The sequence below is a fragment of the Flavobacterium hauense genome (genome assembly GCF_054457175.1).
The window spans coordinates 166,822-183,132 of sequence record NZ_JBTKVX010000004.1; the positions used below are offsets into that span (position 1 = coordinate 166,822).

The 16,311-nt window shown below is 41.5% G+C and carries 9 protein-coding genes; all 9 read right to left on the reverse strand.

Translation table 11 applies throughout. The annotated features are described in order from the left end of the window. Positions 1-244 precede the first annotated feature (244 nt). The 9 genes from ACX0HA_RS04080 to porU all read right to left on the reverse strand — a co-directional run bounded on the left by ACX0HA_RS04080 (position 245) and on the right by porU (position 16,146). The gene (locus tag ACX0HA_RS04080) at positions 245-4,477 is read right to left on the reverse strand and encodes a T9SS type B sorting domain-containing protein (RefSeq protein ID WP_458843990.1); all 4,233 of its coding nucleotides are present in this window, start codon (positions 4,475-4,477) and stop codon (positions 245-247) included. An 82-nt stretch (positions 4,478-4,559) separates the two neighbouring features. Next, positions 4,560-5,642 carry a mannose-1-phosphate guanylyltransferase gene (locus ACX0HA_RS04085; RefSeq protein ID WP_458843991.1) on the reverse strand — a complete coding sequence of 361 codons (1,083 nt, stop codon included), beginning with the start codon at positions 5,640-5,642 and terminating at the stop codon, positions 4,560-4,562. Positions 5,643-5,720: 78 nt separating this feature from the next. Continuing rightward, complete coding sequence (locus ACX0HA_RS04090) at positions 5,721-6,317, reverse strand: SprT-like domain-containing protein (RefSeq protein ID WP_458843992.1); 597 nt, start codon at positions 6,315-6,317, stop codon at positions 5,721-5,723. A 6-nt stretch (positions 6,318-6,323) separates the two neighbouring features. Continuing rightward, complete coding sequence (locus ACX0HA_RS04095; RefSeq protein WP_458843993.1) at positions 6,324-7,001, reverse strand: SDR family NAD(P)-dependent oxidoreductase; 678 nt, start codon at positions 6,999-7,001, stop codon at positions 6,324-6,326. Further along, entirely contained in the window at positions 7,001-7,957 is a 957-nt protein-coding gene (locus tag ACX0HA_RS04100; RefSeq protein ID WP_458843994.1) for a M20/M25/M40 family metallo-hydrolase, read from the reverse strand. Before ACX0HA_RS04100 ends, ACX0HA_RS04095 begins: the two co-directional genes overlap by 1 nt. A gap of 280 nt (positions 7,958-8,237) precedes the next feature. Then, positions 8,238-9,866 carry a 2-oxo acid dehydrogenase subunit E2 gene (locus ACX0HA_RS04105; RefSeq protein ID WP_458843995.1) on the reverse strand — a complete coding sequence of 543 codons (1,629 nt, stop codon included), beginning with the start codon at positions 9,864-9,866 and terminating at the stop codon, positions 8,238-8,240. A 3-nt stretch (positions 9,867-9,869) separates the two neighbouring features. Further along, a complete protein-coding gene (pdhA, locus tag ACX0HA_RS04110; RefSeq protein ID WP_458843996.1) occupies positions 9,870-10,871 on the reverse strand; it encodes a pyruvate dehydrogenase (acetyl-transferring) E1 component subunit alpha in 1,002 nt (333 codons plus the stop codon). Positions 10,872-11,093: 222 nt separating this feature from the next. After that, positions 11,094-12,275 (reverse strand): type IX secretion system outer membrane channel protein PorV, encoded by a 1,182-nt coding sequence (gene porV / locus ACX0HA_RS04115; RefSeq protein WP_458843997.1) that lies wholly within the window; start codon positions 12,273-12,275, stop codon positions 11,094-11,096. Between the two features lie 40 nt (positions 12,276-12,315). Beyond that, a complete protein-coding gene (gene porU / locus ACX0HA_RS04120) occupies positions 12,316-16,146 on the reverse strand; it encodes a type IX secretion system sortase PorU (RefSeq protein WP_458843998.1) in 3,831 nt (1,276 codons plus the stop codon). Positions 16,147-16,311: the final 165 nt, after the last annotated feature.

Consider the following 16,311-nt stretch of genomic DNA (forward strand, 5'->3'; position numbering starts at 1 on the left):
TCATAGCAATTTATATTCTAGACTCCCTCCGTTTCCAAAGAAAGCATTATAACAAAGTAGTAGCTGCTGTGGACTATTCTTTCTCAGGGCACATCACCCTGAGAAAGAAAATGGCCTCTAAACAAAGCCTGTCCTGTTGAAATCATTATTCCTGCTGCATGTAGGCCTACGAAAGCCCTCTCTATTATAGAGATGCAGCAACCATGTATTAGGTTGCGTGAACAGTTAAATTTTTGTAGTATTTTTACTCTTCTCTCTGTAGGTATACCCAGCCACTGGCCTGTTTTCCTGCAGAAAGTGTTATCACATAATAATAAGTACCTGTTGGCAATGTGCCTTTATCAGACTGTCCATGCCACTCTTTAAGGTAGTTTTGGGCCTCATATACTTTCAGCCCATACCTGTTGAATATCTTTAGTTCGATAACATCGAGATTGGAAAGGTCAAAACTGTCATTATAACCGTCACCATTCGGAGAAACTCCCTTAGGTATGATACATGATGTATTATCAACGGTTATCGAAGCTACCGCAGCACAGCCTTCATCATTGGTTATAGTCGCTGTATATTCACCTTCGGCAAGGTTTGTAATATTCGCTTCAGGGCCTGTAAAATTAAAATTACCCGGACCGGTCCACGTAACTGTTGCCCCTGCTATTTCTGAGATATTGGCAACCCATAACATATAATCATAATTTCTGCATCCCGATTCCAATTCTACCTCAAACGGATTCTCATTAAGAGAAACTGCAATCTCACGGCTTGTTACACAAGAATTATTATCGACTTCTACTTCATAATTACCAATCTGCGATATTGACAGATCAGCCGAAGTTTCACCGGCAATAACATTTCCATCAAAGTACCATTTATAAGTTGCCGAAGCGAAATTTCCGAGAATTACTTTAAGCGATGTTGTTTGACCTTCGCAAAGCACCGTATTGCCTTCTACTTCAAACTGCGGGAATGCATTCACTGTAACAGGAACAACCGCAGTAGCAGATATACAATCGTTTACAGTTACTGTTACTGCATAATCTCCGCTTAACAGCGGCGTAGTTCCGGAAATAAGTGGGTTTTGCAGGTTAGAAACAAACCCTGATGGACCCGTCCATTGGTAAGCAGCATTAGCGATCGTTTCTGCCGAAAGCTGAACATCTGTCCCTTCACACACAGGCAATACAGGGTTTAAGACCGGTGCCTGAGGTATATCTTTTAACTGGACTGAAATTACAGCCTCATCTGTCACATTACAAATATTTTCAACCGTATACCTGAACTGGTAGGTTCCCTGAGCAATACCTGCGGTATTCAATGTACTTCCTGAAAATCCTCCGGCAGCATTTACATCTTCCCATATTCCTCCGGCATCAAATACCCCAGATAAATAATCTTCCAGATCAATAGTATTGCCCTCGTTACACAATGGTACATTGGTATCATCTCCCGCCTTTGGCGCTGCATTTACTGCAACGGCCAACTGAGCCGAAGAGGAAGAACATCCGTTGACTATTACAGTTAGCGCATACGTTCCTGCAGCATTAACCGAAACACCCGATAGTAGAGGAGATTGTTCTGTAGAAACAAAACCGTTTGGCCCGGACCATTGATAAACTGCACCTGGTACCGTAGTGGCTGAAAACTGGATATCGCTGCCTTCGCAATGAGGCGAATCGCTGCTGATAACCGGTAGCTGCGGAATATCTTTAACTTCAAGGGTTAGCATAGACTCATCACTCAGGTTACACAAACCTGCGACTGTATATTTAAAATGATAGATCCCTTCAGGAAGAGTGGCTACCGAAAGAGTACTGTTAGTAAGCAATCCTGTAGCATCAGTATCTTCCCATGCACCTGTAGCTATAATATCATCAGCCAGAAATTCCCTAAGGTTAATTGATTCCCCATTGTTACAAAGCTGAGCCGTAATATCATCGCCCGCATCAGGCAGTGCATTAATCAGCAACGGAAAGTTCAGTTCCTGGTTCATACACGAAAGAGGGTTGTTTGAGGTAATGCTTACATGATAAATACCTGCATCTGTCGCTGAGTCATAGTCGGGAAAGTTCAACGTTCCTGTAGTACTCAGAACCGTTCCCGGCGCGCCTTGCTTATACCATTTATATTGCAGGAAAGAGAATTCCTGTACAAACAGCCTGCTATCTTGTCCTTCACAAAAACCTTCGGCTTTTATCCCTACAGGATCTAAAGCGTCAATATCCAAAACGATATTTCTTATATTACCGCAAACATCGGTCACCCTGAAATTATATGTAGCACTTTCTAATCCGGAAAACAGATTAGATTGCCCGTTATTTAAAGCAAATGGCAAGCCTTCTTTGGTAGTGATGCTATAGCTTAAAGGCGGAACACCTTCGGCAATTACAGCAACTTCGTTCAATCCTGCTACACAAGGAAAACTAAAAGCATCTATTATCCTTGGGCCATCGCCAAAACTGAATGTATGAAGCACTTCTACACATCTTATATTCAAAATGGTTCCGTTATCAAAAACAAAAAACGTTTTAAGCACTCTGAAATCACCGGTATAAGCAAGAGTAAGTGACGTCACATTATTTGTAAGCCCTATAGAGTTAAGGGCATTAGCCTGTCCTCCTTCTACATAAGCCATTCCGGTTTGAGGATGCCCCCATGTCCCTGAAATCGGATCGAATCTTTGCAGGTAAAGCCCTGCAACATAATTCCCGTTACTCGCGTGCTCGACCTTAATATCAAAAGAACCACAATGAGGTGTGACTGTCAGGTTATTTACCAATTCAGTATAACCCAACACTATTATGTTTTTAGTGATTATGGTACCGCAAAAAGTTGTTGCTCTTACAGTGTAGCTACCTGCCGGCAACGAGTTCATATAAAAAGCTCCATCTGTAGCAATGTTAGAATTCGCAGTAAATGGCAGTGTCTCAGTAAATGCTGTAGGTGCTGCCGTGATAATCAAATTCACGATCTTTGCCGGGTGAGTGATCTTTACAGTCCCATATCCGGCAACACAACCCGGACGCTGCTGAACACTCAGATCAGAATTTGCGTTTCCTGCCCCTACTAATGCACTTACATCATGGCTATTGCCACACTCATCTACAACAACAAATATATAAGTCCCGGCAGGTATATCTATCATTGCAAATTCACCATCTGAATTAATACCATCACTTACATCTACCGGTGTAGGACCATAAGCCGCCGGCGCACCGGTCAATGTGACCGATACTATCTTGACACCATTCAGTTTAATCGATATGGTTCCGTCACTGCCACAAAAAACTTCCTGTACTGCCACTATTGGTGGTGGAGGTGGCGGATCAACAAGTTCAAAATTCACCGTGGAAGTCCTTCCGCAATTGTCAGTAACCGTGACTGTATAATTGCCTTCAGGAGCATACGCCCCATTACCACCATATTTAAAAGGATCTTCTATAAATGTGGGATGAAATATATTAAGTGCGCCTGGATTAAAACCCGCCGGAAATGAATTAAAAACAACCGTACAAGGCAACATAAAATAATGAGGGGTGATCGTAAAGACATTAAAACCACAACTTTCAACACTGCCGGCAACATCAACAGAAAATCCTCCATTGATGACATTATTTTTTGTGACAACATTTCCGCAAGCGTCAGTAACCCTAAGGGTATAACTATACTGCTGGTTATTATAAAAAGGAATATTTGCCGCAAAACTATCTGCCATATAATTTGGCAAAGTTGTCACGATGGGTGTTCCTCCTCCCGGAGGAAAAACGGTATACTGAATTGTAAGCGGAAAGAATATCTCACCACCCACAACAGTCGAAAAAAGATTTCCCACACCAATAATGTTACATCCCGGCAACTGTCCTGATGAAAGCTCCATATCGCCTATGATAAGCCCCGTAGTAGCCTGTAAAACTGTAATACTTTTAACCACTGCTTCTCCACAGGTATCTGTTACCCTTACAGAATATAGTCCCGGCGGAAGGCCTGCAAAAACATTTGAAGCCTGCGGAGCCCTTGTCACAGGCCCGGTCAATATTTCGTAGGTACTCGGGTATCCGGAAGTAACGGTTGCTGTTATCCTACCGTCATTGCCGCAGCGCACCGAAGAAAAGCCAACCCCATAAGTAAGTGGAGTTATCAGATCATGTATGGTAATGTTCTGGGTATTAGTACTGGTTTGTCCATTAAGCGACTGAGTAGCAATTATGGTATAATTTCCGGCTGCCCGGCCCGGAACAGTCGTATTTGTGGTTGTGATTTCTGCCGATGTAGTATTTGGCAGCAGATAAACCGCATAAGTCACACCGGCTCCAGGTTGTATACCCGATACAGTAAAGTGAAGCACGCCATTATTCAGGCATGTTTGGTCAGTAGCAGTTACCGTAAAATTGAATGCGGGTAGCTGGGAATAGGCTGTAAAGGTGAACATCAGGGATATTACCATAAGTAACACCCTGGAGTTAAGTAGTTTTTTAGTCATGTGGTTGTTTTGTTTAAGTAGCAATAAAGATATTGATAAACAGCTTACAACAAAATAACCCTACAAATTTTAACATAAATTCTTACTCCTCTTCTACTTTTTTTGCAGCAGAAGTAACAATTTGAGTGATTTTTTTAATTTCCTGTTCTTTTTCTTTAGGATATATAAGAAGTATATCCTCTTTATCTACGACAATATAATTATTAAGGCCATCAACAATTACTGTTTTCCCTTTATCAGTCCTGATTATATTATTTGTCGCATTTTCAAGGAATACATTGGCATTTACCACAGCATTATTATTCTCATCCTTATTAAGCTTATCATGCAAAGAACCCCATGTCCCAAGATCATTCCAGTCAAAATCAGCAGGTTGCACATATACATTGGATGCTTTTTCCATCACTGCATAATCTATGGATATATTACTGCTCTTTATATAATTTTCCTCTATAAAGCTCTTTTCTGCAACTGTGTTATAACTTTCATACCCCTGCATGAACATCTCATACATATCTGGCTGAAACTCAAGAAAAGCATTTATCACTGCTTTCACACTCCAGATAAATATCCCGGCATTCCAAAGGAAGTTCCCCTGCGCCAAAAAAGTTTTTGCGGTAGCATAATCAGGCTTTTCCCTAAACTGGGCTACTTTTTTTATCTGCCTGTCAGTAGCAGTATCATATTCTATGTAACCATATCCGGTATTTGGAAAGGTAGGCTTAATGCCCAGCGTCATTAAAACCTCTTCTTTACCCGCACAGTTAAAAGCACTCTGCAGATTATCAATAAAAGCATCTTCGTCCTCGATCCAGTGATCTGTTGGCGCCACAACCATCAAGGCATCCGGATTCATCTTTTTTATTTTGAGGGTAGCATACAAAATACACGGCGCGGTATTGCGCATTGCAGGTTCAAGCACTATCTGCTCTGCCTTTAGTTGTGGTAGCTGCTCGAGTACAATATCATTATAGATATCGTTAGTAAGCACAAGTATATTTTCTTGCGGAATAAGTTTGGTAAGCCTGCTGAAAGTTTTTTGAATAAGAGTTTCACCCGTTCCCAGCATATCATGAAACTGTTTCGGGAATTGCGTTGTGCTTACCGGCCAGAATCGCGAGCCTACACCGCCCGCCATCAATACCGCATAATAATTTTTGTTCATTGTCCAGGTTTTATTTCCTTAAGTAAAGATTCCACTTAATAAGCGAAAATCAAAACCGTTTAGTTTTCATTTAACACACTAAGGCAAAAGTTCCACTTCAGCATTGGGATTAAAAAGATAAATCCTTCCCGTACTTATCTCCAGACACTCAAATCGTTTTATCCTTTGGGCACCTTTTTTAAAAATTTTGCCGTTGTGTATCCTGAAATTACTTCCGTAAGGAAGTTCAAATATATAACTCTTTTCCGACCTTTCATCGAATTGCTTCAACGCAATTGACAGGGTAGCATCAGTATCACTGCTTGCTTTTGGGTTCCTGAAGTGCCTTGCAAGCAATGGAAGCAACTGCGGCGGAAAAATCTCAGGCCTTATAAAAGGAACCATAAGCCTCTGAAAAGTAATTTTCCACTCATCACCATGCGGCTTGATATTCCTGCCATACTTTTCAAAAGCAGCCAAATGCGCAATCTCATGAACAAGGGTCATTAGGAAGCGATATTTATTAAGGTTCGAATTTACGGTAATCTGATGTAAGCCGTTATGGTCGCGCCTGTAATCGCCATGACGCGTCACCCTTTCATTAACAATCTTAAGGTTTACACCATAGGTCTTTATCAGTTCAAAGACCGCATCTGTGGCGTGTTCCGGTAAATAAGGGTCTAGTATATGCTTCACGTAATTTTATGGCGTAGTGCTGGACACCTGAAGCACCTTTCCGTTAAAATAGGTATTACCGTTCAGGGCAAAATTATAGATATAATCACTCATTTCTTTTGGCGAAAGCGGTGCCTCATACCCAGGGAATGCTTCCTGAAGCATCTCGGTATTCACAGCTCCAAGGGCAAGCACATTAAAGGCAACTCCCTGTTCGCGGTATTCTTCGGCAAGCAATTCGCTTAGCGTTATCACAGCGCCTTTGCTTGAGCTATATGCCGAAAGTCCGGCAAACTTCATCGTTCCCTGAACCCCACCCATACTGCTTATGGTTACCACATGGCTGCCTTTTGACATAAATGGGAGCACGACCCTGTTAAGCGCAGCCACACCAAATACATTGACTTTATAGATGTACTCAAACTCCTCGGCAGTTATCTGCCCAAAAGGCTTAAGCATAAGCGCGCCCGCATTGTGTATGACAACATCTACCTTATGCCAGGTGCTTTCAATAAAATCTTTTACTTTTTCGAGCCCATCACCTGATGCAAGATCAAGCCCAAGGCACGAAATATTCTGGTTCTCAATAAATGCCTGCGGAATCTTTCTTGATATTGCAAGCACGTTGTGTCCGGCATTGGCAAACTGAAGGGCAAGCTCATAGCCTATGCCCCTGCTGGTACCGGTTATTATTATATTCTTCATTATTTCTTAAGTACTATTTCATCAGTTGGTGCATTGACCATTTTCTCAACAACAGGAATCATCGTCTGGATAAAGCTTGTCATGTGTGCAGTGTCCATGTTCTCAAACTCATCATCCAGCTGGTGGTAAAATTTAAAGGTCGACATTTCGGTAGTGCTAAGCGTATGCGATGGTACGTTGAACTCCTGGAAAAACGGATAATTATCCGATTGCCTGAATAGTTGGTACTGCATCTCGAAAGCATTAGAACCGATTATCCTCTTGCCCGCATATTCATTTAGTTTGTCAGCCATGTTACTTCTGCCATACCCTGTAATAAATGCAAGCAGGTCACCACCCAGCGGAACGCCCGTCATCTCAAAATTAAGCATGGTGTAGATATCAAAATTTTGCTGTTTTAGTTTAGCCGCAAGATGTTTAGAGCCAAGTAATCCCTTTTCCTCTGCTGAGAAAAAGCAGAATAATATGCTTCGTTTATTCGACTTCGCTTTACCATAATAATTAACCAGTTCAGCAACCGTAGTGGTTCCGGTAGCATTATCATCGGCGCCATTATAAATATTATCGCCATTTTCGGCAACCTTAGCCAGACCTATATGATCATAATGCGCACCAATAACCACGAACTCATTCTTAAGTTTGGGATCAGTCCCTTCAAGAACCCCAACAATATTGTAAGCAGTGGGAGTAAAATTAGTTAGCGTGTCCCTGTAGGTTGCAAAATAAGGCTTGATACCATTCTTCACGAATACATCTTCAAGGTAGCGTGCAGCCATTTCCATCTCGGGAGTACCGGGCTCACGTCCTTTCAAATCATCTGAAGTCAGGAATTTAAGGGTTGCCGCTACCGATTTTTCTTCAACCGTGTAGGGTTTTGCAGCAGTTTTTTTCTTTTGGGCTGTCGCCAGCGTAATGCATCCCAAAGACAATAGGGAAACGTATAGTATTTTTTTCATGTGTTGATTTGTATTCAGCTAAAATAATAAAAAAATATCAGTTGAGTTTTGTGTGTAAAAATCGAATTGGCGATGCTTAAAAAAGGTCATTTTTTCAAAATACCAAAAGCGTAATATTACTTTATAAACTTTTAATTTTCAGTCTTTTGCCTTTTTTAATTTTACGCACGAAAATGGCGTTTTTGGCACTTTTGGATGACGCAAAGTGCAATATTACAACAAATAAAAACCGCCCGGAATTTACTTCAGGGCGGCTGTATAATTTCGATTCTTATGAGGCTTACGCCAGCATAGTAACCGGATTTTCAATAAATTGTCTAAGCGTCTGCAGGAACTGTGCTCCTGTAGCACCATCAATAGTACGGTGATCACATGTCAGGGTAACTGTCATAGTATTACCTACCACGATTTGGCCATCTTTAACAACCGGCTTCTGAACAATAGCTCCTACTGAAAGGATAGCCGAGTTAGGCTGGTTGATGATCGATGTAAACTCCTGGATACCAAACATACCTAAGTTAGACACTGTAAACGTACTTCCGTCCATTTCGGCAGGCGTAAGTTTTTTGCTTCTTGCTTTACCCGCAAGATCCTTAACACCAGTACCTATCTGAGAAAGGCTCATGTGGTCAGCAAACTTAAGCACAGGCACTACAAGACCATCTTCTACCGCTACAGCAACACCTATACTGATGTGCTTGTTGTATACGGTAACATCTTCTTTCCAGTGGGTATTTACCTGTGGATGCTTGCGAAGCGCCATAGCACTTGCCTTGATAACCATATCGTTGAACGATATCTTAGTATCAGGTACAGCATTGATCACGCCACGGCTTGCGATAGCATTGTCCATATCCAGCTCAATAGTTAAGCTGTATTCCGGAGCAGTGAATTTTGACTCAGCAAGACGACGCGCGATAGTTTTGCGCATTTGGTTATTTTTCACCTCTTCAGTAGCAACCTCACCTACAGGAGTGTAAGCAGGAGCAGCCGAAGCAGCTGACTGTGCAGGAGCTGCAGATGCAGCAGGCTGAGCAGCAGCCGGTGTATAATTTTCAATATCTTTCTTAACGATACGGCCATTTTCGCCCGAACCTTTAACCTGGTTCAGGTTAACGCCTTTATCCTCTGCAATCTTACGTGCCAATGGAGAAGCAAATACTCTTCCACCGTCGTTAGTCACAGGAGCAACTTCAGCTTTTGGAGCAGCAGCCTCTTCTTTTTTCTCAGCAGCAGGAGCGGCTTCAGTTTTAGCAGCGGCAGCAGGAGCACCATCGATACCCGAAACATCAGTTCCGGCAGGGCCAATGATAGCAAGCATACTGTCTACAGAAGCGGTTTGACCTTCCTGAATACCTATCTTAAGAAGTGTACCGGCGTTGAATGACTCAAACTCCATCGTCGCTTTATCAGTCTCGATCTCAGCCAGGATATCACCTTCTTTTATCGTGTCCCCTACTTTTTTAAGCCATGTTGCAACAGTACCTTCGGTCATTGTATCACTAAGACGTGGCATAGTAACAACAATAACGCCCTGAGGTAATTCTGCCGATGCAGCAGGTGCTTTAGCCTCAGCAGCAGGTGCAGTCGATTCTTCTTTCTTAGCTTCCTCTTTTGGAGCTTCAGCTGCAGGTGCAGCTTTACCGCTAAGCAGCGAAGAAATATCTTCACCCGGTTCACCAATGATAGCCAAAACTGAATCTACCGAAGCAGTTTCACCTTCATTAATACCAATATGTAATAATGTACCGGCATCAAAAGCTTCAAATTCCATTGTTGCTTTATCTGTTTCTATTTCAGCAAGGATATCACCTTCTTTAATAACATCGCCTACTTTCTTAAGCCACGTAGCCACAGTACCTTCGGTCATAGTGTCGCTAAGGCGCGGCATTGTAATGATTTTTGCCATGGTTTATTGTAGTTTATGAGGTAGGAATGGATAATCTTTCTGGTCGTAAACAACGTCATACATAACGCTTAAGTCCGGATATGGAGACTCTTCTGCAAATTTCTCACATTCTTCCACAAGGTCTTTTACCCTTTGGTCGATTGCTGCGATCTCAGTTTCAGTAGCGTAGTTGTTTTCTTTTATAATATCAAGAACCTGGGTAATAGGGTCAATTTTTTTGTACTCCTCTACCTCTTCTTTGGTTCTGTAGTGCTGTGCATCACTCATCGAGTGTCCGCGGTAGCGATACGTTTTCATTTCAAGGAAAGTTGGCCCGTCACCTCTTCTTGCTCTCTCCATTGCTTCGTGCATAGCCTCAGCAACTTTGATGGGGTTCATTCCGTCAACAGGTCCACATGGCATTTCATAACCAAGACCCAATTTCCATATATCTGTGTGGTTAGCAGTACGCTCTACAGAGGTACCCATTGCATAACCGTTGTTCTCAACGATGAATACTACAGGAAGTTTCCATAGCATAGCCATGTTAAATGCTTCGTGAAGTGATCCCTGGCGTGCTGCACCGTCACCAAAATAAGTAAGGGTAACACCACCTGTATTAAAATATTTATCGGCAAATGCCATACCAGCACCTACAGGTATCTGTGCACCAACGATACCGTGGCCTCCATAAAAACCTTTTTCTTTAGAAAAAATATGCATAGACCCACCAAGACCCTGAGAAGTACCTGTAGCTTTACCTAAAAGCTCAGCCATTACTTTTTTCGGATCAACACCCATGCCAATTGGCTGAACGTGGTTACGGTAAGCAGTGATCATTTTATCTTTACCAAGGTCCATTGCGTGCAATGCTCCGGCTAGAACTGCTTCCTGGCCGTTATATAAGTGAAGGAAACCTCTAACTTTTTGCTGAATGTATAAAGCTGCCAGTTTGTCTTCAAATTTCCTCCAAAACTGCATATCCTCATACCACTTCAGATAAACCTCTTTTGTTATTTCTTTCATTTGCTAAATTATTGTTGCTGATGTGATTTTTAAAAAAATGTTTTCTGTAAACGCAAACAGTTTCCTCACACAAATTTGCGAAAGGCAAAAATACTACTTCCCTTTAATAACAAAAAAAAATCAGCTAAGTATTTTGTTTATTTTTTAGGAGAGCACAACTGCATTTGTTATTAAACCAAAAAAAGGGATTCCGAAGAACCCCTTTTTTGTGATTTTTATCTACTAATATTCATCATAGTCGTCTCCGAAGTTGAAGCTAAGTGAGAAACGAAGTGTATTTTCTAACGGGTTCTTAACCTGAGATGCAGAGAACAGGTAAGACACATCGATCTTTACTACCGTATACCTGAAACCGGCACCAAGTGAGAAAAATTTACGTGCCCCTTTCATTTCGCTCTCATTAAAGTATCCCAAACGGAACAGGAATGCATCCTGGTATGAATACTCAGCACCCACCGAGTAAGTAATCTCTTTAAGCTCTTCGCTGAAACCGCCCGGAGCATCTCCGAATGATTTAAACATACCTGACACCCATCCAATATCGTTATAATCAGCATTATTCTGAGCACGCTCATCATCCGTTATTGTACCGTCTCCGTTAAGATCCGGATCCTGCGGTGTAGGAACCATCAGCTTGGCAAACTCAAGATTAACACCTACTTTATTATATTCATCAAATATGAAGTCAAAACCTCCACCAAGCTTCATAGTAGCCGGAAGGAAGTTCGCGCTCCCCTCAGGATCATTATCATAGCTAAGCTTAGGCCCCATATTCTGCAAGTTGAAACCTGCTCTGAAGCGTCCGTTGAAATCAGAGAAGGCGATCTCTTCAGACTGGTAGAAACCAGCCAAATCAAAAGCAAAAGAAGTTGCAGCACTTGCATCGCCGCCACCTGCTGATTCAGGAATCTTTAAATTAGAACTAATGAAACGCCCGGCAACAGCCATAGAGAATCGCTCATCAAGTTTTAGCGCATACGAAAGGTCTACCGCAAGCTCATTAGGAGACCTAACGACTGCAGGATCTTCCGGATTTTGGCGAAGCTCAATATCTCCTAAACCAAAATAACGCAAACTACCTGCAAAAGCCATCCTGTCGTCAAACTTATTATAATATGTAACCTGACCTAAAGATATATCGTTAGCGATATCTGTAAGATAGGGAGTATAGCTAAAGGAAAGTCCGTGCTCTTTTAATGCAAATGCATACTTAGCAGGATTCCATTGCTGTGAATAAACATCCGAAGATGTTGCCACACCATTGTCTGCCATACCTGCAGAGCGGGCATCGGCTGCTATTGTCAGGAACGGAACGGCCGTTGTAATTACATTTTCAGTCTTGGTTTGGGCTTTTGCAATTTGCACCCCTAAAAGGCACAGCGCAATCAATACAATCTTTTTCATTTTTATTTTGAAAATTTAAAGGTCACAAATATAACGTTTTTTACAGCAATACAAGTTTTTCGTACTTTTCTGCAGTTTTATTAGTCGTGGTGGACTTTACAGTAAGCTTATACACATATACACCCTTACCTATACGGTCACCAAAATCATCTTTTCCATCCCATTTTATATCGCGGCACAGGAAACCGTCAGTCGTCACCGACTGGTTTATTGTCTTAACTACTTTACCGGTTACTGTAAATATCTGCACCTGCACATCCAACGGCTCAAACGGCCTGTTGTGGGTAAACCAAAATTCGGTATAGCTCACAAAAGGATTGGGATAATTAAGCACTTTATCAATAGTAAGTCCATCATCACCCACAACCACAAACTGGATTTCGGCAGTAACCAGGTTATTATAAACATCCCACGCTTTAAATGTTAGCGTATGCAATCCTTTTGCAAGATTACTGAAAGGAAATTGCAACGAACCTTTTTTATAATTATCTTTTTCTGTTTCATAATAATCGTTCATCACAAACGGATTATTCTCATCTCCGTCAAGTATTCCTATAATATCGTGCCCGATACCACTTGCCGTATTGATACCGTGCTCATCTTCCAGGAACGCAAGGAAAATTGGCGAAGCATTCGTAATACCGCCCGAAACGAATGATTCATCATTCATGTACAATCTCACCTTTGGCCCCGTAGTATCTTCTTCGGCATTCGTATTTACCCCTCCTATTTTCACCGTTGTCTCATAACCCTGTCTGTCATCAGTCTGGTTTGTCCTGGAAGCATACAAACTTATACGTCCTTCAGCTACAGGGATTTTTATATCGCGCGGCACGACAAAGCCAAACTCAAACACACCATTGGTTACCGAGGCATTACCTCTGAAAATAGTTTCGCCAAGAGTTGCAAACTGAGTTACTTTACCCATCCCGTCATTATCTAAAGTCTGGCGATTAATATTCTTATCAAATATTGTTACTTCGAGCTCTCCATTATAATTGGTTGCCGTAGCAGTACCATTCACAACCTTACCTTCAAGCTTTACATAGCCAAGCGAATTCATGGCTCCTGTAAAATTAGCCACCGGCACATCATTAACTTCCGTGATCACTATTTCAGGCTTAGGTATTGCCAGTTTCAATGCCGGATCTCCAATATAACATATCATCCTGATATTATTGCTTGGCCATGCAACTTTAGTCTTGCGCAGCGCTTCTGCTATTGACGGGAATTCAGTCTGTCCATAAGCATAAAGCTCCTTAATTATTTTTGGAGTAAAGGCATTGGCATCAGAAATATACAAAGCCCTCGTAGTACTCATCAGGCCAATAGCCCCTCCCGCAGGATTCCAATACGTAAATTCGCCCACTGTTGGCCTGTATGGATTGTCAAATTTTGTAATCTCACAACTTGCTGTTATAAAGAGCGGATATTTATATTTATTTGTCAGGTTGTCGGCATCAGTTTTTTCATAAAGGCGTTCTGATGCCATTCCATCTTCACCCCCATGCCCCAAATAATTAACAACGAGAGCACCATAATTAATTGCCCTGATAAACTCTTCCTTCGCCTGTGGGTAGCGCTGCCCCCCCGCCGAAGCTTCCTGCACATAAGCGTCAGAATACACCTTTCTTACATTTACGAAAGGCCTGTTAGCAATCAATGCTTTAGTCATATCATCTAAAGTATCAACAAAAAACATAGACCCCTCTCCATCAAGATCATCCGCCAACACTATAAATTCATTGCGCCACTTGCCATAAGCTTCAGATTTTTTATACTCTGCAACCTTATTCACCATTTCATCTGCCTGCTTCTTATCATTAACAAGCATTCTTCCAACAGCTACATCAACCCCTTCATCTGATTCGGGCAGCATAACTCCCTCATTAGAATCCATAAGCCCATAAAAATCATCCGAAACAAATGTGCTGACAATACTATAATTATTGAAGTTTGTAGGAGCATACCCCTCCATTATTGGCACAACATTAGTATTATTAGGAACCCTGTTCTTATAATCGAACGATGCATCGCCAAAAAGATTAACATATTTTATCTTCTTATCTGCGGATGATGCATTATTGTAAATATATTTTATAAGGTTTCGGATGGCTCCAATATCCTGCTTACCCGATGAGAATTCAATATAAATATTTTCAAGATTTACAACCTTTACATTCATACCTTCTTTGCGATGGAGGTTTGCCAAATTTTCGGCAGAAGAGTTAAGCCTGGCAGGCGTAACAATAAGGTAGTCTATATCCTGAAACTGCCCACCGGCACCGTTAAAAATAGTTCCTTTAATATTCTGATTAACGACACGGTTCTGATTATCACGCAATGGCGAATAATAGTCAGCAGGAACAACCGTAATATACTTCCTCGTTTCACCTAACAATGCCTTGAAGGACATTTGCGACTGAAGCCCTTGATTCGTAATTTCCCCTACATTATAAATATCGGTAATATCCCACACTTGACTTATACCCGAAGCATTCCCAACATTATATTGTAAAACACCATTATTGGTTGCGGCATCATTATACTGAAACCTGAATTGCTTACCGTTACCCTGCAATTTTCTTTTAGCCTGTATCGCAATATAGTCAAGCCAGGCATTAGAACCCGGCGCTCCGTTGTTATTATAAGTCAACTCAACAGTAATATCATTCCCAGACGGCGTTAATAAAAATGTCTTAGTATCTTCTTCGGCACTATCATATTTATCAAGCATATCAAGGCTCAAAACTCCTAGAGTTTGCCCATTTGCCGCTATTGCCATGGATGTAGCTACAGGCGATGAAGCTGCTGCGCTAACTTTTACCGTAAGAGGAACAGGTTCTATATCGGGCACTGTAAATTTAAACTCCTGCTTATTGCTTACATTAAAAGGATCCCCATGCCATTTCCTACCCAATCGGGCTATATTAACCAGGTCTTTTTCATAATACTGGTATTCGTCAAATATACCTGTAGTCATTGTAGCAGCAGCTGTAGGCTGACCCATAGCAGTTATGCGTTTTCCAGGGCCTCCCTGAGAAGTAACATAATAATATGACCTGTCAGCATAGAGGTTATTATGTGATCCGTTTTCCTCACTCCAGTTATCAACACCCTCGGCATAAAAAAGTATATAATCAGAACTGTCAAACCTACCATCTGCTTCACCTATAAAGGCAATCGCATTCTCTTCGGGGTCTGCGGGATAAAGCACACTATTTCCAAGCGGCAGCATCCTGCCACCATTTCCATATATTTTTATATTTCGGGGATCAACATTCACGTCAAGGCCAAGCTGCTGCAAAAAACTGCGCGACACCTTATACACACCCGATTTAGTGACATAAAAACGGAACCAACTGCCAGATGCAAGAACAGAATTGGATATAACATCAAAATCGGTCACACCAAAACTTTGCAGTTGCGGACCACCCAAAGCATAACTATATGTAAAGGACTTGACTCTCTTATACCCACTACCCTCCTTAATAATCGGAGAAAGGGAGATACGTGCAAAAAACTCCCCTCTTGCTTTAGAAGTATGTATACCTGAATTAATATCTGCCGTGATGGCCTTTACCGAAAGCGATCCAAACTTATCAGCAGTTACGCTTTCATATACAATATTAGAAATCTGTAGTGATTTTTGATCTACCGGACCCGATACAGGAAAAGCATGAGCAAACCTTATAACGTTACGGTCGGCATCATAATCAAAATACTCCTGCTGAAACTGAGGCAATACAAGGGGCTTCCCTGCAAGGGAAGACTTTACCCCATCTGTCCAGTTCAAAATAATTTCACCCCTTTGCTGCGCAAAAGAAAAAAGAGAATATAAAAGGGTAAAAAGAAGTATTTTGTTTTTCATCTTTGAAAGAACGCAACGAAGCGCAATATATTACAGTCTGAGTAAAATTTTTTCCGTTATCCGATTGCAATATTACTTCAAAACAGGCGTTATAGAATAAGACATTTAACATAAATTTAGATTTTTTGTAAAAATTTTAAAAACGTGTTGCGGTTTAATGGTTAA

Excerpts from the sequence above, each read along its gene's own strand:
- ACX0HA_RS04080 (WP_458843990.1), bottom strand. The coding sequence starts at position 4,477 with ATGACTAAAAAACTACTTAACTCCAGGGTGTTACTTATGGTAATATCC.
- ACX0HA_RS04085 (WP_458843991.1), bottom strand. The coding sequence starts at position 5,642 with ATGAACAAAAATTATTATGCGGTATTGATGGCGGGCGGTGTAGGCTCG.
- ACX0HA_RS04095 (WP_458843993.1), bottom strand. The coding sequence starts at position 7,001 with ATGAAGAATATAATAATAACCGGTACCAGCAGGGGCATAGGCTATGAG.
- ACX0HA_RS04100 (WP_458843994.1), bottom strand. The coding sequence starts at position 7,957 with ATGAAAAAAATACTATACGTTTCCCTATTGTCTTTGGGATGCATTACG.
- ACX0HA_RS04105 (WP_458843995.1), bottom strand. The coding sequence starts at position 9,866 with ATGGCAAAAATCATTACAATGCCGCGCCTTAGCGACACTATGACCGAA.
- pdhA (WP_458843996.1), bottom strand. The coding sequence starts at position 10,871 with ATGAAAGAAATAACAAAAGAGGTTTATCTGAAGTGGTATGAGGATATG.
- porV (WP_458843997.1), bottom strand. The coding sequence starts at position 12,275 with ATGAAAAAGATTGTATTGATTGCGCTGTGCCTTTTAGGGGTGCAAATT.
- porU (WP_458843998.1), bottom strand. The coding sequence starts at position 16,146 with ATGAAAAACAAAATACTTCTTTTTACCCTTTTATATTCTCTTTTTTCT.